Here is a 22,944-nt window from a genome sequence, read left to right as displayed (position 1 = left end):
GATACAGTCATGACCCAACCCTCCCATTCCCTCGAATAGAGTTGAATCAGAGATCTCCAATATCCGCAACTGTAGTACTAGTCGAACCGCTGGTCGGTGCAATCGCCCACGGCCTCGCGCCAGTGGCGGCGGCACAGGCTGACATAGGTTTCGTTGCCGCCGATCTGCACCTGTGCGCCGTCACGCACCACGCGGCCTTGGGCATCCTTGCGCACCACCATCGTGGCTTTCTTGCCGCAATGGCAGATGGTGCGCACCTCGCGCATCTCGTCGGCCAGCGCCAGCAGGCTGGCCGAGCCGGGAAACAGATCGCCGCGAAAATCCACCCGCAGGCCATAAGCCATCACCGGCACGCCCAGATCATCGACCACGCGGGCCAGGTGCCAGACCTGTGCAGGCTCCAGAAACTGCGCCTCGTCGACGAAGATGCAGGCCACCGGCCCGTCCAGCAACCGTGCCTGAACGCGCGCGAACAGGTCGTCGCCGGGTGCAAACGTGTCTGCCGGGCTGCCGATGCCGATGCGGCTGGCGACGCGACCCTGACCTGCGCGGTTGTCCAGCTGCGCGGTCAGCAGGTAGGGGGCCATGCCACGCTCGCGGTAGTTGTGCGCGGCTTGCAGCAGGACGGTGGATTTGCCTGCATTCATCGTCGAATAGTGGAAATAGAGCTTTGCCATTGCGGCGGTATACCCGGCCGTCCGGCCATGGCAAGCCCGGTCACGCGTGCCATGTGGCGGGTGTGACCGGGGCTGCGTGCGATACCGGCGGAGGGTGGGTTGGCACCCACCCTACCTAGCGTGCGGTCGGGCCTTGCAGGGCCATCACACCGAAGTCGCCCTTGGTGCGCGCCTCCATCGCCTGCACGGCGGCCATGGCCCCGGCGGCGGTGGTGAAATAGGCGATCTTGTCATAGAGCGCGACCGAGCGGATTTCGCGGCTGTCCTCGACCGCCTGCGCGCCTTCGGTGGTGTTGAACACCAGTGCGATCTGCCCGTCCTTCAGCTGATCGACGATGTTGGGGCGACCCTCGTAGACCTTGTTCACCGTCTCGCAGTCCACACCGGCCTCTTGCAGCCATTTGGCGGTACCGCGCGTGGCCACCAGCGTCAGGCCCAGCCCGATCAGGGTGTGCGCGGCCTGCGCCAGCGCGGGCGACTTGTCGGCATCCTTGATCGAGATGAACACCCGCCCCTCGCGCGGCAGGTCGGCCCCCGCCCCAAGCTGCGCCTTGAGGAAGGCCAGCGCAAAGGACACGTCCCAGCCCATCACCTCGCCGGTGCTGCGCATTTCAGGCCCCAGGATGGTATCGACACCGGGGAAGCGGGCGAATGGCAGCACCGCCTCTTTCACCGAGAACCACGGCATGTTGGGGTCGGCCAGCGTCAGCGGATCGGCCATCGGCAGGCTGCCGGGCTTGGCATCGGCCGGATAGGCGCCGCGATGGGGGAAGTTTTCCAGCGGCTCGCCGGCCATCAGGCGGGCGGCGATCGAGGCGATGGCGCTGTCGGTGGCCTTGGCGACGAACGGCACGGTGCGGGATGCGCGCGGGTTCACCTCGATCAGGTAGATCTCGTCATCCTTGACCGCGAACTGCACGTTCATCAGGCCAACGACCCCCAGTTCCAGCGCCAGCGCCCTGGTCTGTCGGGTGATCTCTTCGATGATGTGGGGGGGCAGCGAGTAGGGCGGCAGCGAGCAGGCAGAATCGCCCGAGTGCACGCCGGCCTCTTCGATATGCTGCATGATGCCCGCCACGTGCACCGATTTGCCGTCGCTCAGGGCATCGACATCACACTCGATGGCCCCGGACAGGTAGCTGTCGAGCAGCACCGGGCTGTCCCCGGACACCACGACGGCTTCGGAGATGTAGCGCTCCAGATGGGCCATGTCGCGCACGATTTCCATCGCCCGACCGCCCAGCACATACGAGGGCCGCACCACCAGCGGAAAGCCGATGTCATCGGCAATCGCCAGCGCCTGCGCGTCGGTGCTGGCGATGCCGTTGACCGGCTGTTTCAGGCCCAGACGCTGCACAAGCTGCTGGAACCGCTCGCGGTCTTCGGCAAGGTCGATGGCATCGGGCGTGGTGCCGAGGATCGGGATGCCTTCCTCGTACAGGGCATTGGCCAGTTTCAGCGGGGTCTGCCCGCCGAACTGCACGATCACGCCATGCAGCGTGCCGTTCATCTGCTCGACCCGCAGGATTTCCATCACATGCTCAAAGGTCAGCGGCTCGAAGTACAGCCGGTCCGAGGTGTCGTAATCGGTGCTGACAGTCTCTGGGTTGCAGTTGACCATGATGGTCTCATAGCCCGCGTCGGTCAGCGCAAAGCAGGCGTGACAGCAGCAGTAGTCGAACTCGATCCCCTGGCCGATCCGGTTGGGGCCGCCGCCAAGGATGACCACCTTCTTGCGCGCGCTGGGACGCGCCTCGCATTCCACGTCGCCCATCGCGGGGGCCTCGTAGGTGGAATACATATAGGGCGTCTGCGCCTCGAACTCGGCGGCGCAGGTGTCGATGCGCTTGAACACGGCGTTCACGCCCAGGTTCTGGCGCGCGCGGCGCACGTTGCCTTCGGTGCGGCCGGTCAGGGTGGCCAGCCGGGCATCGGTGAAACCCATCATCTTAAGGTGGCGCAGGCCATCCTCGGTCACCGGCAGGCCGGTCTTGCGGATGTCGGCCTCGGCGTCGACGATTTCGCGGATGCGGGCCAGGAACCACGGATCATACATGGTAACGGCGTGGATTTCGTCATCCGACAGCCCGTGGCGCATGGCCTGCGCGATGGTGCGCATGCGGTCGGGGGTCTGTTCGCTGATCGCCTTGACCACCGCGGCGCGGTCGGGCGCGCCTTCGATGTCGACCTCGTCAAAGCCGGTCAGGCCGGATTCCATGCTGGCCAGCGCCTTTTGCAGGCTTTCGTGGATGGTGCGGCCGATCGCCATCGCCTCGCCCACCGATTTCATCGCAGTGGTCAGGTGGGGTTTGCTGCCCGGGAATTTCTCGAACGCGAATTTGGGGATCTTGGTGACGACGTAATCGATCGTCGGCTCGAAGCTGGCGGGCGTGACCTTGGTGATGTCGTTGTCGAGCTCGTCCAGCGTATAGCCCACGGCCAGTTTCGCCGCGATCTTGGCAATGGGAAAACCCGTTGCCTTGGAGGCCAGCGCCGAGGAGCGCGACACGCGCGGGTTCATCTCGATCACGACCATGCGGCCATCGGCGGGATTGATCGCCCATTGCACGTTGGAGCCGCCGGTTTCCACGCCGATCTCGCGCAGCACGGCGATGGAGCCGTTGCGCATGATCTGGTATTCCTTGTCGGTCAGGGTCAGGGCAGGGGCCACGGTGATGCTGTCGCCGGTGTGCACGCCCATCGGATCGACGTTTTCGATGGCGCAGACGATGATGGCGTTATCCGCCTTGTCGCGCACGACCTCCATCTCGAACTCTTTCCAGCCCAGCAGCGATTCATCGACAAGGATCTGCGCCATTGGCGACGCCTCGAGCCCCGAGCGGCAGATGCGTTCGTAATCGTCGCGGTTGTAGGCTACGCCGCCCCCCGTGCCGCCAAGGGTAAAGGCGGGGCGGATGATCGCGGGCAGGCCGACATATTCGATGGCGTCCACGGCGGCGGCCACACCGGCGTTGATGTCGAACTTGCCGCTGGCCAGCTTGGGCGCGGCAATGATGGTGGCGCGCGGGTTTTCCAGCCCGATGCGGTCCATCGCCTCGCGGAACAGCTTGCGATCCTCGGCCATCTCGATGGCTTCGCGGTTGGCCCCGATCAGCTCGACCCCGAACTTTTCCAGCACGCCCATATCCGCCAGCGCCAGCGAGGTGTTCAGCCCGGTCTGCCCGCCCATGGTGGGCAGCAGCGCGTCGGGGCGTTCCTTTTCGATGATCTTGGCAACCACTTCCGGCGTGATCGGCTCGATATAGGTGGCATCGGCCAGCCCCGGATCGGTCATGATCGTGGCGGGGTTCGAATTGACCAGAATGACGCGATACCCCTCTTCGCGCAGGGCCTTGCAGGCCTGTGCGCCGGAATAGTCGAATTCGCAGGCCTGTCCGATGATGATGGGCCCCGCGCCGATGATCATGATGGAGTGGATATCGGTGCGTTTGGGCATGGTCTGACCTCTGGTCTGGCGGGTGTGTCTTGGCGGGCAGCAGGCGGCCGGATCCGCAGAGTCGGGCCTCGCAAATTGTCGTGGGTTATAGACATCGCAGGGCGCGGCGCAACCCCTCGCCGGGCACTGTCGCAGCACTGTGGGAAAAGCGGTTCACCCCGCGCGCGCAAGCGGCTAGAAGGCGCAGGAACCGCAAGGCAGGAGCCCGTCCATGACCACGCCCAAACCCGTTGTTCTGTGCATCCTTGATGGCTGGGGTCATCGGGCAGACCCGGCGGACAACGCGGTGGCGCAGGCCCATACCCCCAATTTCGACCGGATATGGGCGAATTGCCCGCACAACCTGCTGATCACGCACGGCCCCGACGTGGGCCTGCCGCGCGGGCAGATGGGCAATTCCGAGGTCGGTCACACCAACATCGGCGCGGGCCGGGTGGTGGCGATGGACCTGGGCCAGATCGATCTGGCGGTCGAGGATGGCAGCTTTGCCCTGAACGAGGCGTTGCAGGCGTTCATCGCGCGACTGCGCGAAACCGGCGGCACGGCGCATCTGATGGGGTTGATCTCGGACGGGGGGGTGCACGGGCACATCACCCATATCCTTGCCGCGATCCGTGCGATTGTTGCCGCTGGTGTGCCGGTGGTGCTGCACGCGGTCACCGACGGGCGCGATGTGGCGCCCAAATCGGCCTATTCCCATGTCGCCGCCCTGCAGGACGGCCTGCCCGAAGGCGCGCGCGTTGGCAGCGTGACCGGGCGCTATTTCGCGATGGACCGCGACAACCGATGGGACCGGGTGGAAGAGGCGTATCGCGCCATGGTGCAGGCGCAGGGCCTGCATGCCAGCACCGCACGCTGGGCGGTCGACGGGGCCTACAACCGGTCGGAAACGGATGAGTTCATCACTGCCACGGTGATCGGGGATTATGCGGGGGCGCAGGACGGCGACGGCTTCTTTTGCCTGAATTTCCGCGCCGACCGCGCGCGCGAGATCCTGCGCGCTGTGGCCGAGCCGGGGTTCGATGCCTTTGACGTGACGGGCCGGCCGGCCTGGGCGGCGGTGCTGGGCATGGTGGAATACAGCCAGGATCACAATGCCTGGATGCAGACGATGTTTCCGCCGCGCGACATCCGCAACACGCTGGCCGAATGGGTGGCGCATCATGGCCTGCGCCAGTTCCATCTGGCCGAGACCGAAAAATACCCCCATGTCACCTTCTTCCTGAACGGCGGCAAGGAAGACCCGCAGCCCGGCGAGGTGCGTTACATGGCCGCCAGCCCCAAGGTCGCCACCTATGACCTGCAACCGGAAATGAGCGCGCCCGAGGTGACCGAGGCCTTCGTGCAGGCCATCGCCGATGGCTATGACCTGATCGTGACAAACTACGCCAATCCTGACATGGTCGGACATACCGGCGACCTGACCGCCGCGATTGCCGCCTGCGAGGCGGTGGACGCGGCTCTGGGCCGCGTGCTGGCCGCGCTGGACGCGGCGGGAGGGGCGATGATCGTGACGGCGGACCATGGCAATTGCGAAATGATGCGTGACCCCGAAACCGGTGGGCCGCATACCGCGCATACCACCAACCCGGTGCCGGTGGTTCTGGTGGGTGGGCCTGCGGGGGCCGTTCTGAAATCCGGGCGTCTGGCCGATCTGGCCCCGACGCTGCTGCACCTGATGGGCCTGCCCAAACCGGACGAGATGACAGGGGAATGCCTGATCGCATGATCCGCACCGCCGCCCTTGCGATTGCCCTGATGCTGCCGCTGGCGGCGCTGGCCCAGACCGCGCCGGATGCCGCGCAGGCCGCGCGCGCGGCGGCGCAGCGGCTGGATCAGGCGGCGCGCCAGCTTGACAGCGCCGATGACGCGCGCGACCGCGTGCGCGCCCTGTCGGAAACCCTGCGGGCCTTCGAGGACGGGCTTGAGGCGATGCGCGACGGGCTGCGCCGTGCCTCGATCCGCGAGAAAAGCCTGCTCGCCGAATTGCAGGCGCGCGAGGATGAGATCGCGCAGTTGCTGGGCGTGTTGCAGTCGATGGGCGGTGCGCCCGCGCCGGTGCTGTTTCTGCATCCCGGCGGGCCGATGGGCACTGCGCGGTCGGGCATGATCCTGGCCGATGTGGCCCCGGCCCTGAACGCCCGTGCCGATGATCTGCGCGCCAAGCTGGCCGAGGTGCGCACCCTGCGCGCCTTGCAGGAAACCGCCGCCGATACCCTGCGGCGGGGACTTGACGGCGTGCAGCAGGCCCGCGCCGAGCTGAGCAAGGCGGTGGCAGACCGGCAGCCGCTGCCGCGCCGCTTTACCGAAGATCCGGTGCGCACCGCCATCCTGATCGCCTCGACCGAGACGCTGGAAGGCTTTGCCAGCGGGCTGAGCGAGATCACCCAGAACGAAAGCCCCGGCAGCCTGCCCGACATCAGCCACCGCAAGGGGGCCCTGCCGTTGCCGGTTCAGGGCGAGGTGCTGCGCCGCGCGGGCGAGGCGGATGCCTCGGGCGTCACGCGCCCCGGTCTTGTGCTGGCGACCCGGCCGCGCGCGCTGGTGACCACGCCTGCGGCGGCCACGATCCGCTATCGCGGGCCGCTGCTGGATTTTGGCAACGTGATGATTCTCGAACCGCAGGCGGGATTGCTTTTCGTGCTGGCGGGGCTGGATGTGGTGTTCGGCGCCACCGGCGAGGTGCTGCCCGCGGGCAGTCCGGTCGGTTTAATGGGCGGGCAGGAGGCCGAAATAGGCGCTGTCATCACACAATCAGGAGAGGGGGGTGGAAACACCCGCTCGGAAACGCTCTATATCGAGGTAAGGCAAGACAACCAGCCGGTCGATCCGGTGACATGGTTCGCAATGCAGGAAGGATGACTGAGAGATGAAGAAATTCGTCATGGCCGCGCTGGGTGGCATATTGGCAGGCGTCGTTGCCACAACGCAGGTGGCAGGCCCGCTGCTGGCGCAAGAGTCCGGCAGCCGCGCCACCGTCTATGAACAACTGGACCTGTTCGGCGACATATTCGAGCGTATCCGCGCACAATATGTCGAAGAGGTGGATGAGAAGGAACTGATCGAGGCCGCGATCAACGGCATGCTTACGTCGCTTGATCCGCATTCCAGCTACCTGTCGCCCGACGATGCGGCGAACATGCGGTTGCAGACCCGGGGTGAGTTCGGCGGTCTGGGGATCGAGGTCACGCAGGAAGAGGGCTTCGTCAAGGTCGTGTCGCCCATCGACGGCACACCGGCGGACGATGCCGGGATCGAGGCGGGCGACTTCATCACCCATGTGGATGGCGAAAGCGTGCTGGGCCTGACGCTGGATGACGCGGTGGAAAAGATGCGCGGCCCGGTGGGCAGTGAAATCATCATCACCGTGGTGCGCGAAGGCGAGGGCGAGCCGTTCGACGTGTCGCTGGTGCGCGCCACGATCAAGCTGCAGGCGGTGCGCACGCGCCTGGAACGCGATACCGTGGTGCTGCGGGTGACGACCTTCAACGATCAGACCTATGCCAATCTCGAGGAACAGCTGAAGCAATCGGTCGAGGATGCGGGCGGTTTCGATAAGATCAACGGCATCGTTCTGGACCTGCGCAACAATCCCGGCGGTCTGCTGACACAGGCCATCCGGGTGTCGGATGCGTTTCTGGACAAGGGCGAAATCGTCTCGACCCGTGGGCGCGACGTGGCGGACGGCGACCGCTACAACGCGACGCCCGGCGATCTGGCCAATGGCAAGCCGATGGTCGTGCTGATCAACGCGGGCTCGGCCTCGGCGTCGGAAATCGTGGCCGGGGCGTTGCAGGACCATCGCCGCGCGATCGTCGTGGGCACCAAGAGCTTTGGCAAGGGCTCGGTCCAGACCGTGATGCCGCTGCGGGGCGATGGCGCGATGCGCCTGACCACCGCGCGCTATTACACGCCATCGGGCCGGTCGATCCAGGCGCTGGGCGTGTCGCCCGACATCGTGGTGGAACAGCCGCGCCGCACCCCGGATGCCGAACAGGACGAGGAGTCCACGTCGCGTCCCCTGCGGTCCGAGGCAGATCTGCGCGGGCGTCTGAACAACGACTCGCTGTCCGAGGACGAGTCGCGCCAGATCGAGGAAGATCGCGCTCAGGCCGAAGCCGCAGCACGCCTGCGCGACGAGGACTACCAGCTGGCCTATGCGGTGGATATCCTGCGCGGGCTCAGCGCGCTGACACCGGCGGCCGAGTGAGGCAATACTGCGCGTCCTGAAGGGCGCGCAGGCACTGGCCGGGGCTGACGCTCCGGCCATCTTTTTGTGGAAGATGAGGTTCGGATGACCCCGGAGGAGATCGCCAAGCTGCCCTATCGGCCCTGCGTGGGCGTGATGCTGGCCAATCCGGCGGGCGAGGTGTTCGTGGGCCAGCGTCTGGACAACGACCTGCCGGCATGGCAGATGCCGCAGGGCGGGATCGACCCGGGCGAAACCCCGCAACAGGCTGCTTTGCGCGAGTTGTGGGAAGAAACCGGGGTCACGTCCGATCTGGTCACGGTCGAGGCCGAAACCGAGGATTGGCTGACCTATGATCTGCCGCACGAGATCGTGCCGCGCATCTGGAAGGGGCGGTTTCGCGGCCAGCGGCAAAAATGGGTGCTGATACGGTTTCATGGCCGCGACGATCAGATCGACATCGCATCGGACCACCCCGAGTTTTCCGAGTGGCGCTGGCTGGCGGCGGATGACCTGGTGGGCCAGATCGTGCCGTTCAAGCGCGCCGTCTATGAGCAGGCGCTGGCGAATTTTCGCGACCGGTTGTGAACGTGCCCTGCACGGCCTTTGCACTGTCGGGCGGTTCAGGCGCGGGATCGCGACACGAGATTGACGCTTTTCAAAACGCACGCGCTGGGCTAACCCGCGCACCATGGCAAAAGAAAAGCTGAACACGCAGGCCTTGGGCCTTGATATCGGGCTGGCCTTCGTCAAATGGCTGACGGGGGCGGAGAACCTGCATTACGGATATTGGCAGGGGCTTGATGTCACCGCCGCCAACCTGCGCGCCGCGCAGGAGGCCTATACCACCCGGCTTTTTGCCCTTTTGCCCGACCGGCCCCTGCGCATCCTCGATATCGGGGGCGGCGCGGGCGAGACCGCGAAAAAGCTGCTGGCGCTGGGGCATCAGGTGGACATCGTCGTGCCCAGCCCGTTTCTGGCGGAACGCTGCCGCATCAACGCGCCGGGTGCCACCGTGCATGAATGCCGGTTCGAGGATTTCACGGGCACAGGCCCGTTCGATCTGTGCCTGTTCTCGGAAAGCTTTCAGTATATTCCGCTGGATCGGGGCCTGCCCAAATGCCTGACGCTGCTGGATGCGGGCGGCGAAATCGTGCTGGCCGATTGTTTTCGCCGCGACAGCTTTCAGCCCGATGCCACGCTTGCGACCGTCGGAGGCGGCCACCGGATCGGCCATTTCCGCGAGACGCTGGCCGCGCTGTCGCTTGAGGTGCTGAGCGAAGAGGATATCACCGAACACGCCGCGCCCTCGGTCGATCTCGAGCAGGGGCTGTTCAACGTGCTGGGTTACGGCATCACCCGTGTTGACGAGGAACTGTCGGCAAAGCGCCCGCGCCTGCGCTGGGGGCTGACGCGGGTAGTATCGCTGGCACTGAACACCCGCAAACGGGCGCGTCTGGATCAGCGCCTGAACCGGCAGACGCGCAACGCGCAGGTGTTTGCCGACAACAACATCTACCTGATGATGCGGCTGCGGCCCAAGGGCTGATCGCCCTTATTCGCGCGCGCGCAGCACCCCGGCGGGGCGCACCGCCAGGGGTCGCCAGGCAAAGGCCAGCCCCGACAACAGCGTGGCCAGCACCCCACCCACGACGATGGCAATGGCCGAGGGCCAGATCACGGTATAGCTGGTATCCAGCACGAAACGGCTGACCGCCCAGCCGCCCGCGATGCCCGCCGCCAGCGCCACGATCCCGGCCCCCAGCCCCAGCAGCGCCGCGCGCAGGGCAAAGCTGCTCAGGATATGGCCGCGCGTGGCCCCCAGCGTGCGCAGCACCGCCGCCTCGTAGACGCGCGCGGTATCCCCTGCCGCTGCCGCGCCGATCAGCACCAGAAACCCCGTGACCAGCGTGGCCGCCGCGCCCCAGCTTGTGGCGGCGGCCAGCCCGGCCAGCACATCCGCCACCCGGTCGATGGCGTCGCGCACCCGGATCGCAGTGATGTTGGGATAGGCGTTGGACAGATCGCGCAGGATCGCGGCCTCGGCCTGTTCCTCGGCATAGACCGTGGCGATGAAGCTGTGCGGCGCGCCGGCCAGCGCGCTTTCATTCATCGCCATGATGAAGCCCATCCCGGCGGTCGAGAAGTCGACCTCGCGGAAACTGGTGATCGTGCCGGTGATGTCGCGGCCCAGGATATTGACCGTCATTTCATCGCCAAGGCTCAGGCCCATCTCGGCGGCCTCTTCGGCGGCAAAGCTGATCTGCGGTGGCCCGTCATAGCCCTGGGACCACCACTCGCCTGCGGTCACCTTCATGCCGCCGGGTTGCGCATCGGCATAGGTCACGCCGCGGTCGCCCTGGATCACCCAGTGATCGCCCGCCACCTCGGCCGCCGGGCGGTCGTTGATGCGGGTGATGACACCGCGCAGCATCGGGGCGTTTTCCGTCTTGCTGACCGCCGGGTCGTCGGCCAGCCGCGTGGTAAGCCCGTCGATCTGGTCACGCTGGATGTCGAGAAAGAAATACGACGGGGCCTGTTCTGGCAGATCATTGGCGATGGCCCCGCGCAGGTTGCCGTCGATCTGGCCCACGGCGGCCAGCACCGACAGGCCCAGCCCCAGCGACAGCACGACCGAGGCGGCCTCGGCCCCGCGCCCCGAGATCGACCCCAGTGCCCACCGCAGGGCGGGGCGCTGCCCGGTGGCCCCGCGCGCGGCCCGTGCCAGCGCCCGGATGCCCCAGGATGCCAGCGCCAGCAGGACCAGCGCGAAGATCAGCCCGCCCGCTGTCCAGATCGTCAATTGCCAGGTGCCCGAGAACACGCCCGCGATGCCCACCAGCGCCGCCACCAGCGCCACGGTCAGCACCACCCAGATCATGCGCGGCAGGCGCGCGCCCGACTGCCCGCCATCGCGAAACAGGGTCGCGGCGCGGATTTCCTCGGCCTTTGCCAGCGGCCAAAGGGTAAAGATCAGTGCTGTCAGCGCGCCATAGATCGCCGCCTCGATCAGCGGGGCAGGGTGCAGGGTGAACACCGCAGGCACCGGCAGTTGCGCCTGCAACACCGGGGCCAGCGCCAGCGGCGCAACTGCCCCCAGCACCAGACCGGCGGCGATGCCCAGCAGCGACAGCGCGCCGATCTGGATGAAATAGGTCTGAAAGATCATCGCGCGGTCCGCACCCAGCGTGCGCAGGGTGGCAATCACCGATGTCTTGCGCGCCAGATAGGACCGCACAGCCGCCGAGACGCCCACCCCGCCGACGGCCAGCCCCGACAGGCCGACAAGGATCAGGAACGCGCCGATCCGGTCCACGAACTGGGCCACGCCGGGCGCGCCGTTGCGCGCGTCGCGCCAGCGCAACCCGCTGTCGGCAAAGCGGTCTTTCGCCTCGGCCTCCAACCCGGCCAGATCGCTGTCTGCGGGCAGGTCCATCCGGTATTTCGTGCTGTACAGCGTGCCGGGCTGCAACAGGCCCGACCCGGCCAGCGCCTCGGTGCCGACCAGCGTGCGCGGGCCAAGGCCAAAGCCGCCGCCCGCATCATCCGGTTCGCGCGCGATCCGCGCCATCAGCACGAAATCCTGCGTGCCAAGGCGGAAGGTGTCGCCCACCGTCAGCGCCAGCCGGTCGGCCAATATCGGGTCCATCACGCCACCCGGCAGGTCATCCTGCCCCGCCAGCGCCTGATCCAGTGGCATGGCGGGCGTCAGGTCGATGGTGCCGATCAGCGGATAGGCCCCGTCGACCGATTTCACCTGCGTCAGCCCGCGCTCGGAGTCCTCGCCCCTCTCGACCACCACCATCGACCGGAAGTCCGTGATCTCGGACACCGCCAGCGCGGTGTTGTCCATCCATGCGCGTTCGGCGTCGGTGGCAAAGCGATAGGTGAATTCAATCTCGGCATCGCCGCCCAGCAGTGCCGCGCCCTCGCGCGCCAGCCCGGCCTCGATGCTGGCGCGGACCGAGCCGACGGCGGCAATCGCCGCCACACCCAGCGCGAGGCAGGCCAGAAAGATCCAGAACCCTTTCAGCCCGCCGCGCAATTCGCGGGCGGCAAAGCGGGCAGCGGTCGCGATGCTCATTCCGCAGCCCTCGCCGATGTGTCGATCTGCCCGTCGCGCAGGTGGATCACCCGGTCGCAGCGTGCCGCCAGATCGGGCGCGTGGGTCACAAGCACCAGCGTGGCACCGTGCCGGTCGCGCAGGCCGAACAGCATGTCCATGATCGCCGCGCCGTTGGTGCCGTCCAGATTGCCGGTGGGTTCATCCGCCAGCAGGATCTCGGGGCGCGGCGCGGCGGCACGGGCCAGCGCCACGCGCTGCTGCTCGCCACCCGACATCTGCGACGGGTAGTGATCGGCGCGGGCCCCCAGCCCCACGGCGCGCAACTCCTGCGCCGCGCGGTCCATCGCATCGGGCACACCGGCCAGTTCCAGCGGTGTCGCCACGTTTTCCAGCGCGGTCAGCGTCGGGATCAGGTGAAACGACTGAAACACCACCCCCAGATGTCCGCGCCGAAAGCGGGCAAGCTGATCCTCGGTCCGCGAGGTCAGTTCCTGCCCCAGCACGGTGACGGTGCCGCCGGTGGCACGTTCCAGCCCGCCCATCAGCATCAGCAGCGAAGATTTGCCGGAGCCGGACGGCCCCACCAGCCCCAGGGTCTGCCCCCGCTGGACATCCATGCTGATGCCGTGGAGGATATCCACGCGGCCCGCATTGCCATCCAGAGACAAAGACACATCTTTAAGGGAAATCACGGGGTCTGACATGAACAAGCGCCTGTTTTTACGGTCATCACTGGCATATGGGGTTCTTGCCCTTATCGGCAACCTCGGCGTTGTCACACCTGCGGGGGCGGGGTCGCACAGCATGACCGGCCCGACGGTCGTGGCGATGGGCGACAGCCTGACCCAAGGCTACGGTTTGATGGAGTCCGATGGCTTTGTGCCGCAGCTGCGCGAGTGGCTGGCGGCGCAGGGTGTGGACGAGGTGCGCGTGGTCAACGCGGGCGTTTCGGGCGACACGACGGCGGGTGGGCTTGCCCGTGTGGAATGGACGCTGACGCCGGATGTGGACGCGATGATCGTGGCACTGGGCGGCAATGACCTGCTGCGCGGGATCGATCCGGCCAACACCCGTGCCAATATCGACGGTATTCTGGCGCAGGCTCAGGCGGCGGATGTCAGGGTGTTGCTGGTCGGCATGCAGGCCCCGGGCAATTATGGCCCGGATTTCAAGCGCGACTTCGATGCGATCTGGCCGAATATGGCCGAAAAATACGACACTCTGCTGGTCGACAGCTTTTTCGTCGGGCTGGGCGATGATCCCGACCCTTCCCAAATGCGCGACATGTTCCAGGCCGATGGCATCCATCCCAACGCCGAAGGCGTGGCGCAGATCGTGCAAGGGCTGGGGCCGCATGTTCTGGAACTGCTGGAGCTGGTGCAGGACTGACGCCGCGCTCTCTTAACAAAGACGCCTGCACCACATATATTATATTCGGAATGTGATATGGAGGGCGTTGAAATGGCGTCGAAGAAACTGACATGTCTGGACTGCGGGCAGCTCAACCGTGTTCCCGAGGATCGGATGACGGCTGCGAAATGCGGCACCTGCGGTGCGAAACTGCTGCCCGGCGCGGCGGTCGAGGTTGATCTTGCCACCCTGCAAAAGGCCGCGCGCCATGATGACCTGCCGCTGGTGGTGGATTTCTGGGCACCTTGGTGTGGCCCTTGCCGGTCGATGGCGCCCGAGTTTTCCAAGGCCGCGACCGACCTTGGCGCACAGGCCCGGCTGGTCAAGCTGAACACCGAGCAGCATCAGGCGGCGGGGGCGGCCTATGGCATTCGCGGGATTCCCACCATGGCGGCCTTTGCCGGTGGGCGCGAACGCGCGCGGCAGTCGGGGGCGATGCCGGCGGCGTCGATCGTCAGCTGGGTGCGCGGCGTGATCTGACGCTTTCAGGACAACGCGCAGCAAAAAGGCCTGCATTTCTGTGCAGGCCTTTTGATGGTGCTTTCCGAAAGCTTAAAGAACCGTCACCGACGTGCCCACCGGAACCCGGTTGTACAGGTCGATCACGTGATCGTTGATCATGCGGATACAGCCATTCGACACCGACCGACCGATCGAATTGGGCTCGATCGTGCCATGGATGCGGTAGTATGTGTCGCGCCCGTTCTGGAACAGATACAGCGCCCGCGCGCCCAAGGGGTTGCCCGGCCCGCCCGGCTGGACATAATCGTTGTCCTTGAACTTGGCATAGGCCTGCGGATCACGCTCGATCATCTCGTCCGTGGGCCGCCAGGTGGGCCACTCTTTCTTGACGCTGATCGTCGCGGTGCCGGTAAAGTCCAGCCCCGCCTTGCCCACGCCCACGCCATAGCGCAACGCCGTGCGCGGTTCGGTGATGAAATACAGGAAATGCGCGCGGGGCAGGACGATGATCTGGCCGGGCGAATACTTCTCGGCCACGGTCACGGTCTGCGGCGTGAACTTCGGATCAAGCGTGACGGCATTGGCCAAACTGGGCGCGGCCAGCGACGCGGCAGCGGCAGCAACAAAGGAACGGCGGGTGAACATCGTGATTAAATCCCATAGTTGACCTTGGACAGCCAACGTTTGCACGTCCTGCGCCCGGCAATCAAGCAGGCAGCGGGATTGTCACCGGTCTGTGACCGGATGGTCACCGCAAGACGTGCACCGCACAGACCGCATGGCGCACCACCTGATGCGCGGTCGATCCCAGAAACAGGTCCTGCATCCCCGGCCGGTGCGAGGCGATGACGATGCAATCCACCTTGTGCGATTCCGCCCAATCCAGGATCGTGCGCCCGGAATGGCCGCTCACGACCACGCCCTGCCCGTCGGGCAGACGGGCGGCCATTTCGTCCAGCTCGGATTGAACCGCCTTGCGGCTTTCATTGATGTAATCGGTCGGCATGTAGGAAATCGCATAGCCCGGCACCTCTTCCATCACGTGCAGCAGGGTGATGCGGGCACCCTCGGCCCCCAGCGCCTGCGCCACTTCGATCGCCCCCTTGGCATCGCGGTCTTCATCAAACGAGATCGGTACGAGAATATTGTGATACATGGCAACCTCCCCTTGTCATCCTGCGTCAGACTGACACCGATGCAATCCGCTGGCCTTGATTCAGGTCAGTCGAAGATTCGGATCAGTCGAAACTTTCCACGACATCATACATCACCGGCTCGAAGCGGGTGCACAGCTGCGCGAACTGGCGGTTGTGCGCCCGCATCTCGTCACTGCGCAGCATGGCCATGAAGTCCTCACGCCGCTGCCATTGCGAGTAGTTGGCGATCCGCGTCTGCGCGTCGTTCACATGCAGGCCCGCAGCGATGAACCCCGGCTGCTTCGAGATGAAGCCCTTGTAAGCCTCGGTCAGAGCATCCAGCAGGTCCTGACAGGTGCCCGGTGTCATCTCGAACGTGGTGATCACGGTCTGGCAGGTCTTGTCGCTTGAAATCACAGGCATCGGGGCCTCCTTGGCGAGTGTGGACATCAGCCTAGCACGTCACCCCTGCGGCCTCCAACTCGTCCATCGCGGTTAACCGCCTGTTTACCGAAGTGAACGATCCTTCGGGAAACCGGCAAGAGGCGGGCGATGCTGCGTCTGGCGATGATCATCTGGCTGCTTCTGTCCTGTCCGGCCCTTGCCGGTGCCTGGCCGCGCGGCAAGGGCAACGTGTTTGTCGCAAGCTCGACCTATGTGCTGCCCAGCGGGGCCTATACGGGTCTTTATGCCGAATGGGGTGTGACCGAGCGGCTGACGCTTGGTCTTGACCTGGGGCGCGGCGTGTCGGGACAGGACAAGGCGGTGGCCTTTGTTCAGGCGCCGCTGATCCGGCCCGTCGCAGGCCATCATTTCGCCTGGCAGATCGGCGCAGGCGTGATCGCGGGTGACACAGTGATCCGCCCGGGGCTGAGCTGGGGCAAGGGCATCGACTGGGCCGGGCGGTCAGGCTGGGCGGCGCTGGACGCGGTGGCCGAGGTCCGAACCGAAACACTGGCCATCGACTACAAGGCTGACCTGACGCTTGGTCTGACCCTTTCGGATGCGCGCAAGATCATGCTGCAACTGCAGACCGGCGAGCAGCATGGGGATGACCCGTTCCTGCGTGTGGTGCCGTCGGTCACCTTTGCCCTGTCCCGGCGCGCAAGGCTGGAAATCGGGCTGAGCCAAAGCCTGCAAGGCGCCCGCGAAACCGGGCTCAAGGCCGCGATCTGGGTCGCCTTCTGATCTCGTCGGGCTTGGACGCAGTGTCGCGGGCAGGGTGCGAACACCCCGCCCGCCATTTCCCTCAGTTGTCGATCCGCACGAGGACCGAGTATGTGCCGCTCGTGGCTTCGGGAAAGTTCAGTGTGACCCGGTCACGTGCCGGACCCTGTTCGGTTGCCACGTAAGGAAAATGATACCTCGCCACGTTTGCGGCGTTCTTGATCTTGGCGCGGGGCACGATCGCCTCGACCTGCTGGGCGTAGGCGCCAAAGGGCAGGGGACCTGCGCAATTCACCGACCATGTTTCGGCAGGCGTGTTCTGGGTGTGCAATATCGAAACCGGGTTCATGATGCCCTGCACAACCGAATTGAACATGTTGCCCGCCACGGTGACATTGCGGATCCTGTCGTAATTCAGATCGGCAAACGATGTGTCTACATGCTCGACCCGGTCAATGTCGCCGCGAATCGCCCGGAAGATGTTGCCCGACATGTTCAACCCGTCGATGAAATGGCCCGGACCATAGGGTTTGATCACGAAAAACCGGAACCATGGGGCGACGTCGATGGCCTGAAAGATGTTGTCGGCGATGTTGAGCCCCGAGAACGAGAACTCATTGGCGAAATCCGGCGACTGGTCGTGCTCGTTGGTCCATTCGATCGAGCAGTTGTCGATGTAGTTGCCCTCGATCGTGGCGCGGTTGTGGCTGGATGTCAGGATCAGCCCGGCGGTGCGCACGCCCTCGGGTTCGCTGTCACCCTGGAACCAGTGATTGCCGCCGATGATGCTGCTGGTGCCGCCGATCACCGCGAAATGCCGAAAATGGGTGATGCGGTTGTCGCGCAGCTTGACGTCATTGGCATTGGCGTTCAGCGCGATGGACACCCGGTCCTGCGCGCGCATCGGCGTTTCATTCGACAGAAACTGGCATCGGTCGATCAGCATGCCCTGACAGCCGATGCCGGGGCTTGTGATGGCCCGGTTCAGCGGTGCCGTGAAGAAACAGTCGCGTATGTGAAAGATCAGCCCCTCGGGCGCCAGGATGATCCCGCTGGCGCGGCCCCGGCACTGGAACTCGATATCCGACATCGAGAATTTCGACAGCTTGGCAAAACCGCTGAAATCCAGGATGTACTTGAACCGCTGAAAGGTGAACACCTGCGTGCCGGCCGCATCATACAGCGGCATCGACAAGGTGATGCGCTGCTGCGCCACGTTTTTGGCACGCACATAGACCTCGCGCCCGACGCCTCCGCCCTCGATCAGCGACCCAACGGGAATGTTGGCGACATTGACCACGTTGGTCAGCTCCAGCGGATTGTTTGGGCTATAGCTGGCCTGACTGGTGAAAACGTCGGTGTCCCAGGCAGAGGAGTTCTCGACATAGAATTGCCCGTTGCGGATATGGCGTCGCTGGGCATACTCGATCCGGTTGGCGACGGCCGCCTGCATGTCGATGGGCGCAGACACGTTCACCACGCGCCCGCCAAGGTCCAGCCCCTCGTGCCCGGCATTGTTCAGCAGCGCCTGAAACGCCTTCTTGAAGGCCAGAACCTCGTCGCCGAAAGCATCGATATATGCGGGCAGGTTGAAATCCTGTTGCAACGCAAGGATCTTGTCGTCGGGCATCACGACCCGCCCTTCGAACAGGACGCGGTTTTCGAACGTGACGTTGTCGTTCAGGAAATACGTACCGGCCGGCACCTTGACCATCTGGCCGCTGGCGGCGGTATCCGCGGCCGCAAATGCGGCGCTGTCGTCGGTCACCCCGTCACCGATGGCCCCGTAGTCGCGCACATCGACCCAGCCCAGAATGTCGCGCAGAAAGACGCTGGTGACATCCTCGATCTCGATATCGTCGATGCGCACCAAGCCGCCATTCGGGCCGGTCAGGTCCAGCCCGAAATGACCATAGATCGCCGCCCGCCCCCAGGGCATGTCGACGCCCGGCCGCGTGCCGGTGCCGACGATCGCGCTGACCTCGATGATTTGGCCGTATTGCTGCAGGCTGACCGAAGGGCCGACTTGCGGGACCGGCCCAAGGTTCTGGTTGCCTGCCCCACCGGCCCAGGCCGCGATCCGCACCGAAGGCAGATTGCCGCTGACCGCCTTGATCCGCGCGCGGATGCGCAGATAGCACCCCGGCAGGATCGGTGTCTGGCCCATGAACCGCAGCTTTTGGGTGCCGTCGACCTTTTGCAGTTCCAGACAGCCGCCGAAATCCGGGTCGGCAGGGACAAAAGCGGCGGTGGGCACGCCCGCGTAGCTGTCAGAGCCCGGTGTGCCATCGCCGCGCGACCATTGATCCAGACCCGCCGCGAAGGCAGGCGGCATGAAGACCAGCCCGTCGGTAATCGCCTTGTTCATGCTTATCCCCTTTACCATGACTGCGGCGCGCCAACCGGGCCGCGTGACTGGGAAAGGGAGATATCAACAAGCCGTTAACGCTGTCTGAGACCACCGTCACGGTGCCATGCGGCGGGCAGGGATTGCGCCGCGCGTGCCGCGCGTCGCAAGGCTGGGGGCGTTGCCCCCAGGATATTTGAAGAGAGAGGAAGAACAGGGTATTCAGACGGTCGTGCCCGGTGCTTCGAGAAGTTGCACGCCGTTGATCTGCCAGCCGTTTTCCGTCTGGATCATCTGGTAATCCAGCATATGCACCGCCCCTTGTTCATCTGTGATCTGCACGCGCTGCCACAGGTTTCCCGCCACCTTGCGCAGGTCAAGGTACCGCACTTCGGCCGGGCGCCAGACCATCGGATAGCCGCGCTGCACCATGGTGGCAAAGTTCTGCGGCGTGCCGAACAGGCCCTTGATCGTGGGGCTGGCATAGCTGAAGGCGCGATCAACATCCTCGGCCTTGAAGGCATCAAGCTGCTGATCGATCACCGCGGTGATGTCCTGGTCCTGTGCCGCAGCGGGCAAGGGCAGGGCAAGCCCCAGCATCAGGGCAAATGTCATGAAGAGATTGCGCATCGGTCTATCCTCCTGCGCAGAAGGATAGACCGGCTTGCCCCGACGTCAAAACGCGATCAGACGGCCTGCTGGTCCTTTCGAGCCAGATCGCCCGCAAGTGCCGCATCGATCAGCGCAATGGTTTCCTCTACGCCGTAAAGCGCGATGAACCCGCCGAACCGCGGCCCCTGACTGGCGCCCAGCAGCACCTCGTAAAGCGCGGTGAACCAGTCGCGCAGCGGCTCGAACCGGTCGCGCCCGACGGCATAGACCACCGATTGCAGCGCCTCGTCCTCGACCGGGCCATCGTAGGCGGCCAGATGCGCGCGCAGGTCCGTCAGCGCCTGGCGCTCCAGCTCGGTGGGCGCGCGATAGGTCTTGGACGGCTTCACGAAGTCGTTGTAATAGCGCACGGCAAAGCCTGCGGCCTGATCCAGATCGGGATTGGCCTGCGGCGTTGCCTCGGGCGCATAGCGCTGGATGAACCCCCACAGTGTCGCCTTGTCCTCGGCCGCCGACACGCTGGCCAGGTTCAGCAGCATCGAGAACGGCACCACCATCCGGCTTGCGGGCGGCTGACCGCGGTGGATGTGCCAGACCGGATTGTTGACCTGCTGGCCCGCATCCTGCCCCGGAAAGGCGCGCAATTGCTGGTGATACTCGTCCACCGCGCGCGGGATCACGTCGAAATGCATCCGCTTGGCGGTCTTGGGCTTCTGATACATGAAATACGACAGGGATTCCGTGCTGGCATAGCTCAGCCATTCGTCGATGGTCAGGCCGTTGCCCTTGGATTTGCTGATCTTCTGGCCCTGATCGTCCAGGAACAGCTCGTAGGTGAAATGCTCGGGTTTGCGGCCGCCCAGGATTTCGCAGATGCGGTCATAGATCGGGGTGTTGGTGCTGTGATCCTTGCCATACATCTCGAAATCCACGTCCAGCGCGGCCCAGCGGGCGCCGAAATCGGGCTTCCATTGCAGCTTTACGTTGCCGCCGGTCACCGGCAGGGTCCATTCGCGGCCCGTTTCGTCGTCAAAGGTGATCTCGCCCTTCACCGCATCCACGTTCTTCATCGGCACATACAGCACCCGCCCGGTTTCGGGGTGGATCGGCAGGAAGATCGAATAGGTCTGCTGACGCTCCTCGCGCAGCGATTTCAGCATCACCGTCATCAGGTCGTCATAGCGTTCCGCGGCGCGCAGCAGCGTGGCGTCGAACTGCCCGGTGTTGTAGAACTCGGTCGCGCTGATGAACTCGTATTCAAAGCCGAAGGTATCCAGAAACCGGCGCAACATCGCGTTGTTGTGGTGCCCGAAACTGTCGTGCGTTCCGAACGGATCGGGCACCGATGTCAGCGGGCGTTGCAGATGCTCGCGCAGCATTTCGGGGCTGGGCACATTGTCGGGCACCTTGCGCATCCCGTCCAGATCGTCGGAAAAGCAGATCAGCCGCGTCGGTATGTCGCTGATCAGCTCGAACGCACGGCGGATCATCGTTGTGCGCAGCACCTCGCCGAAAGTGCCGATATGGGGCAGGCCGGACGGGCCATAGCCGGTCTCGAACAGCACATGCCCCTTGGCGGGGGGCTGTTTTTCATAGCGTTTGACCAGTTTGCGCGCTTCCTCGAAAGGCCAGGCTTTGGACGTCAGGGCGGCATCGCGCAGGTTGGTCATGGGATATGGCTCCAGTCGTCGGCGGCACACCATGCGCAGCAGACCGCCGCTTCCTATTGAAGCGGCTGCGCACAGTCAATATTCTGCGCCGCAACACCGCCTTTTTCAGGAACACTGCGATGAACGAAACAATATCCCATCCGCTTTCACCGCAGGACTGTCTTGTGGCGGTGATGATCGCGGTCTCCGCCTCGGACGAGCAGATGCGCACCGCCGAACTGGTCAAGATCCAGTCGTCGGTCAATCACCTGCCGATCTTTGCCGAATACGACATCGACCGCATGAACGTGATGGCCCAGATGGTGTTCGACCTGTTCACCGAGGAAGACGGGCTGGACGCACTGTTCGGTCTGGTGCGCGAGAACCTGCCCGAACATCTGTTTGAAACGGCCTATGCCCTGTCCTGCGACGTGGCCGCCGCCGACGGCAAGCTGCACGATACCGAGCTGCGCCTGCTTGAGGAAATCCGGTACGAGCTGAACATCGACCGGCTTGCGGCAGCCGCCATCGAACGTGGCAGCCGCGCGCGGCACATGCGGGCCTAGCAGGCCGCGCCCGGCATGCCCGACAAGGGGGGCCGGTCGCGGCGCGCGCGTGCCTGTCGATGACATACGGCACCCGCCTTCCTGCCAGGATGCCGGGGTTTCCGCCGGAGCAGCGCGATATCTTCCAATCTTGGTTTCAATTCCCTAAAGATGGACATGTCGCGGGAAACGCGAGACGCCTTAGGGCAAAATGTCTGTCATGGGAGGACAACATGCTGAATCATATACTTCGCGGGCCAAGGGGCCTGATCGGATCAGCGGCGCTGATCGCGATGAGCTTGGGCGCACCGGCGCTGGCACAGCAACAGCTCTCGATCGCCACGGGCGGCACCGGGGGTGTCTACTATCCGATGGGTGGTGGCCTGGCCGAGATCATCAACGGCAATGTCGACGGGTTTTCCGCCACCGCCGAGGTCACTGGCGCATCGGTCGAGAACATGGGCCTGATCGCCACGGGTGACGCAGACCTTGCCATCGCGCTGGCGGACACGGTGGCGCAGGCCTACGAGGGCACGGGCCGGTTCGAGGGCCAGCAACTGCCGATGGTGCGCGGGCTGGCATCGCTTTATGCCAACATGGTGCATATCGTTGCGCTGGAAAGCAGCGGCATCACCTCGCTTTCGGATCTGCGCGGCAAGCGCGTGTCGATCGGCGCCCCCGGCTCGGGCACCGAGGTCAACACCGCGGCCATCCTCGAAGCCAACGGCATCACCTATGACGAGATCGACGAACAGCGTCTGAACTTCAACGAAACCGCCGATGCGCTGTCCAACGGCGACATCGACGTGGGTTTCTGGTCGGTTGGCGCGCCCACCTCGTCGATCCTGAACCTGTCGACGACGCAGGACATTGTCATCATCGCCCTGTCAGAGGAAGAACTGGCCGCCGCAATGGAGGCCGACAGCACCTTTGCGATGACCACGCTGCCCGGCGGCAGCTACACCGGCGTGGACGAGGACGTGACAGTGCTGGGTATTCCCAACGTGCTGACCGTCTCTTCCGAGATGTCGGATGACGTGGCCTATGCGATCACCAAGGCGATGTTCGAGAACATCTCGGACCTGCAGGCCGTGCATCCCGCGGCGAACGAGACAACGGTCGAGTTCACCATGTCGGCCACACCCGTTCCGCTGCATCCCGGTGCGATCCGCTATTACGAAGAAGCGGGCGCGACGATCCCGGACAATCTGCGGCCGTGATGACCAC

The 22,944-nt window shown here is 65.0% G+C and carries 20 protein-coding genes; 10 read left to right on the top strand and 10 right to left on the bottom strand.

Features of this window, described 5'->3' with window-relative positions; genetic code table 11:
• Window positions 1-77: 77 nt before the first annotated feature.
• Both ACFTOW_RS19420 and carB read right to left on the bottom strand, forming a co-directional pair.
• Window positions 78-677, bottom strand: coding sequence for a thymidine kinase (locus ACFTOW_RS19420; protein ID WP_379918877.1), 600 nt, complete (start codon window positions 675-677; stop codon window positions 78-80).
• A 115-nt stretch (window positions 678-792) separates the two neighbouring features.
• Window positions 793-4,134, bottom strand: coding sequence for a carbamoyl-phosphate synthase large subunit (carB, locus tag ACFTOW_RS19415; RefSeq protein WP_379918875.1), 3,342 nt, complete (start codon window positions 4,132-4,134; stop codon window positions 793-795).
• A 211-nt stretch (window positions 4,135-4,345) separates the two neighbouring features.
• Here carB and gpmI point away from each other — a divergent pair, with 211 nt between their 5' ends.
• The 5 genes from gpmI to ACFTOW_RS19390 all read left to right on the top strand — a co-directional run bounded on the left by gpmI (window position 4,346) and on the right by ACFTOW_RS19390 (window position 9,872).
• On the top strand, window positions 4,346-5,863 hold the full coding sequence (gene gpmI, locus ACFTOW_RS19410) for a 2,3-bisphosphoglycerate-independent phosphoglycerate mutase (protein WP_379918873.1): 1,518 nt from the start codon (window positions 4,346-4,348) through the stop codon (window positions 5,861-5,863).
• Window positions 5,848-6,996: a murein hydrolase activator EnvC family protein gene (locus ACFTOW_RS19405; RefSeq protein WP_379918871.1), complete on the top strand. Its 1,149-nt coding sequence runs from the start codon at window positions 5,848-5,850 to the stop codon at window positions 6,994-6,996. The genes gpmI and ACFTOW_RS19405 overlap by 16 nt, the downstream gene beginning before the upstream one ends.
• A gap of 7 nt (window positions 6,997-7,003) precedes the next feature.
• A complete protein-coding gene (locus tag ACFTOW_RS19400; RefSeq protein ID WP_379918869.1) occupies window positions 7,004-8,344 on the top strand; it encodes a S41 family peptidase in 1,341 nt (446 codons plus the stop codon).
• A gap of 84 nt (window positions 8,345-8,428) precedes the next feature.
• Window positions 8,429-8,911, top strand: coding sequence for an RNA pyrophosphohydrolase (locus ACFTOW_RS19395; RefSeq protein ID WP_379918867.1), 483 nt, complete (start codon window positions 8,429-8,431; stop codon window positions 8,909-8,911).
• 103 nt (window positions 8,912-9,014) lie between these two features.
• Window positions 9,015-9,872, top strand: a complete 858-nt coding sequence (locus tag ACFTOW_RS19390) for a class I SAM-dependent methyltransferase (RefSeq protein ID WP_379918865.1) — start codon at window positions 9,015-9,017, stop codon at window positions 9,870-9,872.
• Window positions 9,873-9,878: 6 nt separating this feature from the next.
• Here the strand turns inward: ACFTOW_RS19390 and ACFTOW_RS19385 are convergent, their stop codons facing one another.
• Both ACFTOW_RS19385 and ACFTOW_RS19380 read right to left on the bottom strand, forming a co-directional pair.
• Complete coding sequence (locus ACFTOW_RS19385; RefSeq protein ID WP_379918863.1) at window positions 9,879-12,407, bottom strand: ABC transporter permease; 2,529 nt, start codon at window positions 12,405-12,407, stop codon at window positions 9,879-9,881.
• Window positions 12,404-13,093, bottom strand: a complete 690-nt coding sequence (locus ACFTOW_RS19380) for an ABC transporter ATP-binding protein (protein WP_379918861.1) — start codon at window positions 13,091-13,093, stop codon at window positions 12,404-12,406. Before ACFTOW_RS19380 ends, ACFTOW_RS19385 begins: the two co-directional genes overlap by 4 nt.
• A gap of 100 nt (window positions 13,094-13,193) precedes the next feature.
• Here ACFTOW_RS19380 and ACFTOW_RS19375 point away from each other — a divergent pair, with 100 nt between their 5' ends.
• Both ACFTOW_RS19375 and trxC read left to right on the top strand, forming a co-directional pair.
• Window positions 13,194-13,778 (top strand): arylesterase, encoded by a 585-nt coding sequence (locus ACFTOW_RS19375; RefSeq protein ID WP_379918859.1) that lies wholly within the window; start codon window positions 13,194-13,196, stop codon window positions 13,776-13,778.
• Window positions 13,779-13,850: 72 nt separating this feature from the next.
• Entirely contained in the window at window positions 13,851-14,279 is a 429-nt protein-coding gene (trxC, locus tag ACFTOW_RS19370; RefSeq protein WP_379918857.1) for a thioredoxin TrxC, read from the top strand.
• Between the two features lie 72 nt (window positions 14,280-14,351).
• On the opposite strand, the gene ACFTOW_RS19365 is transcribed toward trxC, so the two are convergent.
• The 3 genes from ACFTOW_RS19365 to ACFTOW_RS19355 form a co-directional block, all read right to left on the bottom strand.
• Window positions 14,352-14,906, bottom strand: a complete 555-nt coding sequence (locus ACFTOW_RS19365) for a L,D-transpeptidase (RefSeq protein WP_379918855.1) — start codon at window positions 14,904-14,906, stop codon at window positions 14,352-14,354.
• Window positions 14,907-15,009: 103 nt separating this feature from the next.
• A complete protein-coding gene (locus tag ACFTOW_RS19360) occupies window positions 15,010-15,417 on the bottom strand; it encodes a universal stress protein (RefSeq protein ID WP_379918853.1) in 408 nt (135 codons plus the stop codon).
• 82 nt (window positions 15,418-15,499) lie between these two features.
• Window positions 15,500-15,820, bottom strand: a complete 321-nt coding sequence (locus tag ACFTOW_RS19355) for an antibiotic biosynthesis monooxygenase family protein (protein WP_379918851.1) — start codon at window positions 15,818-15,820, stop codon at window positions 15,500-15,502.
• A gap of 129 nt (window positions 15,821-15,949) precedes the next feature.
• On the opposite strand from ACFTOW_RS19355, the gene ACFTOW_RS19350 reads away from it, so the two are divergent.
• The gene (locus ACFTOW_RS19350) at window positions 15,950-16,585 is read left to right on the top strand and encodes a hypothetical protein (RefSeq protein WP_379918849.1); all 636 of its coding nucleotides are present in this window, start codon (window positions 15,950-15,952) and stop codon (window positions 16,583-16,585) included.
• 61 nt (window positions 16,586-16,646) lie between these two features.
• Here the strand turns inward: ACFTOW_RS19350 and ACFTOW_RS19345 are convergent, their stop codons facing one another.
• The 3 genes from ACFTOW_RS19345 to ACFTOW_RS19335 all read right to left on the bottom strand — a co-directional run bounded on the left by ACFTOW_RS19345 (window position 16,647) and on the right by ACFTOW_RS19335 (window position 21,193).
• Window positions 16,647-18,932 (bottom strand): glycosyl hydrolase family 28-related protein, encoded by a 2,286-nt coding sequence (locus tag ACFTOW_RS19345; RefSeq protein ID WP_379918847.1) that lies wholly within the window; start codon window positions 18,930-18,932, stop codon window positions 16,647-16,649.
• A 201-nt stretch (window positions 18,933-19,133) separates the two neighbouring features.
• Complete coding sequence (locus ACFTOW_RS19340; RefSeq protein WP_379918845.1) at window positions 19,134-19,541, bottom strand: DUF4864 domain-containing protein; 408 nt, start codon at window positions 19,539-19,541, stop codon at window positions 19,134-19,136.
• Between the two features lie 56 nt (window positions 19,542-19,597).
• Window positions 19,598-21,193: a lysine--tRNA ligase gene (locus tag ACFTOW_RS19335; RefSeq protein ID WP_379918843.1), complete on the bottom strand. Its 1,596-nt coding sequence runs from the start codon at window positions 21,191-21,193 to the stop codon at window positions 19,598-19,600.
• A gap of 119 nt (window positions 21,194-21,312) precedes the next feature.
• Here ACFTOW_RS19335 and ACFTOW_RS19330 point away from each other — a divergent pair, with 119 nt between their 5' ends.
• Both ACFTOW_RS19330 and ACFTOW_RS19325 read left to right on the top strand, forming a co-directional pair.
• The gene (locus ACFTOW_RS19330; RefSeq protein WP_379918841.1) at window positions 21,313-21,738 is read left to right on the top strand and encodes a tellurite resistance TerB family protein; all 426 of its coding nucleotides are present in this window, start codon (window positions 21,313-21,315) and stop codon (window positions 21,736-21,738) included.
• 212 nt (window positions 21,739-21,950) lie between these two features.
• Entirely contained in the window at window positions 21,951-22,937 is a 987-nt protein-coding gene (locus ACFTOW_RS19325) for a TAXI family TRAP transporter solute-binding subunit (RefSeq protein ID WP_379918839.1), read from the top strand.
• The last annotated feature ends 7 nt before the right edge of the window (window positions 22,938-22,944 follow it).

It is taken from the genome of Lacimonas salitolerans, assembly GCF_042677865.1.
Taxonomy (GTDB): domain Bacteria; phylum Pseudomonadota; class Alphaproteobacteria; order Rhodobacterales; family Rhodobacteraceae; genus Lutimaribacter; species Lutimaribacter salitolerans.
This window is presented reverse-complemented; position numbering and strand designations above follow the sequence as displayed.

What these genes read in the sequence shown, in the direction of transcription:
- ACFTOW_RS19330 (WP_379918841.1), top strand. Translation starts at nt 21,313, where the DNA reads ATGAACGAAACAATATCCCATCCGCTTTCACCGCAGGACTGTCTTGTG.
- gpmI (WP_379918873.1), top strand. Translation starts at nt 4,346, where the DNA reads ATGACCACGCCCAAACCCGTTGTTCTGTGCATCCTTGATGGCTGGGGT.
- ACFTOW_RS19395 (WP_379918867.1), top strand. Translation starts at nt 8,429, where the DNA reads ATGACCCCGGAGGAGATCGCCAAGCTGCCCTATCGGCCCTGCGTGGGC.
- ACFTOW_RS19325 (WP_379918839.1), top strand. Translation starts at nt 21,951, where the DNA reads ATGCTGAATCATATACTTCGCGGGCCAAGGGGCCTGATCGGATCAGCG.
- ACFTOW_RS19380 (WP_379918861.1), bottom strand. Translation starts at nt 13,093, where the DNA reads ATGTCAGACCCCGTGATTTCCCTTAAAGATGTGTCTTTGTCTCTGGAT.
- ACFTOW_RS19400 (WP_379918869.1), top strand. Translation starts at nt 7,004, where the DNA reads ATGAAGAAATTCGTCATGGCCGCGCTGGGTGGCATATTGGCAGGCGTC.
- ACFTOW_RS19345 (WP_379918847.1), bottom strand. Translation starts at nt 18,932, where the DNA reads ATGAACAAGGCGATTACCGACGGGCTGGTCTTCATGCCGCCTGCCTTC.
- ACFTOW_RS19375 (WP_379918859.1), top strand. Translation starts at nt 13,194, where the DNA reads ATGACCGGCCCGACGGTCGTGGCGATGGGCGACAGCCTGACCCAAGGC.
- ACFTOW_RS19360 (WP_379918853.1), bottom strand. Translation starts at nt 15,417, where the DNA reads ATGTATCACAATATTCTCGTACCGATCTCGTTTGATGAAGACCGCGAT.
- ACFTOW_RS19340 (WP_379918845.1), bottom strand. Translation starts at nt 19,541, where the DNA reads ATGCGCAATCTCTTCATGACATTTGCCCTGATGCTGGGGCTTGCCCTG.
- ACFTOW_RS19390 (WP_379918865.1), top strand. Translation starts at nt 9,015, where the DNA reads ATGGCAAAAGAAAAGCTGAACACGCAGGCCTTGGGCCTTGATATCGGG.
- ACFTOW_RS19350 (WP_379918849.1), top strand. Translation starts at nt 15,950, where the DNA reads ATGCTGCGTCTGGCGATGATCATCTGGCTGCTTCTGTCCTGTCCGGCC.
- ACFTOW_RS19365 (WP_379918855.1), bottom strand. Translation starts at nt 14,906, where the DNA reads ATGTTCACCCGCCGTTCCTTTGTTGCTGCCGCTGCCGCGTCGCTGGCC.
- carB (WP_379918875.1), bottom strand. Translation starts at nt 4,134, where the DNA reads ATGCCCAAACGCACCGATATCCACTCCATCATGATCATCGGCGCGGGG.
- ACFTOW_RS19355 (WP_379918851.1), bottom strand. Translation starts at nt 15,820, where the DNA reads ATGCCTGTGATTTCAAGCGACAAGACCTGCCAGACCGTGATCACCACG.
- ACFTOW_RS19385 (WP_379918863.1), bottom strand. Translation starts at nt 12,407, where the DNA reads ATGAGCATCGCGACCGCTGCCCGCTTTGCCGCCCGCGAATTGCGCGGC.
- trxC (WP_379918857.1), top strand. Translation starts at nt 13,851, where the DNA reads ATGGCGTCGAAGAAACTGACATGTCTGGACTGCGGGCAGCTCAACCGT.
- ACFTOW_RS19420 (WP_379918877.1), bottom strand. Translation starts at nt 677, where the DNA reads ATGGCAAAGCTCTATTTCCACTATTCGACGATGAATGCAGGCAAATCC.
- ACFTOW_RS19405 (WP_379918871.1), top strand. Translation starts at nt 5,848, where the DNA reads ATGCCTGATCGCATGATCCGCACCGCCGCCCTTGCGATTGCCCTGATG.
- ACFTOW_RS19335 (WP_379918843.1), bottom strand. Translation starts at nt 21,193, where the DNA reads ATGACCAACCTGCGCGATGCCGCCCTGACGTCCAAAGCCTGGCCTTTC.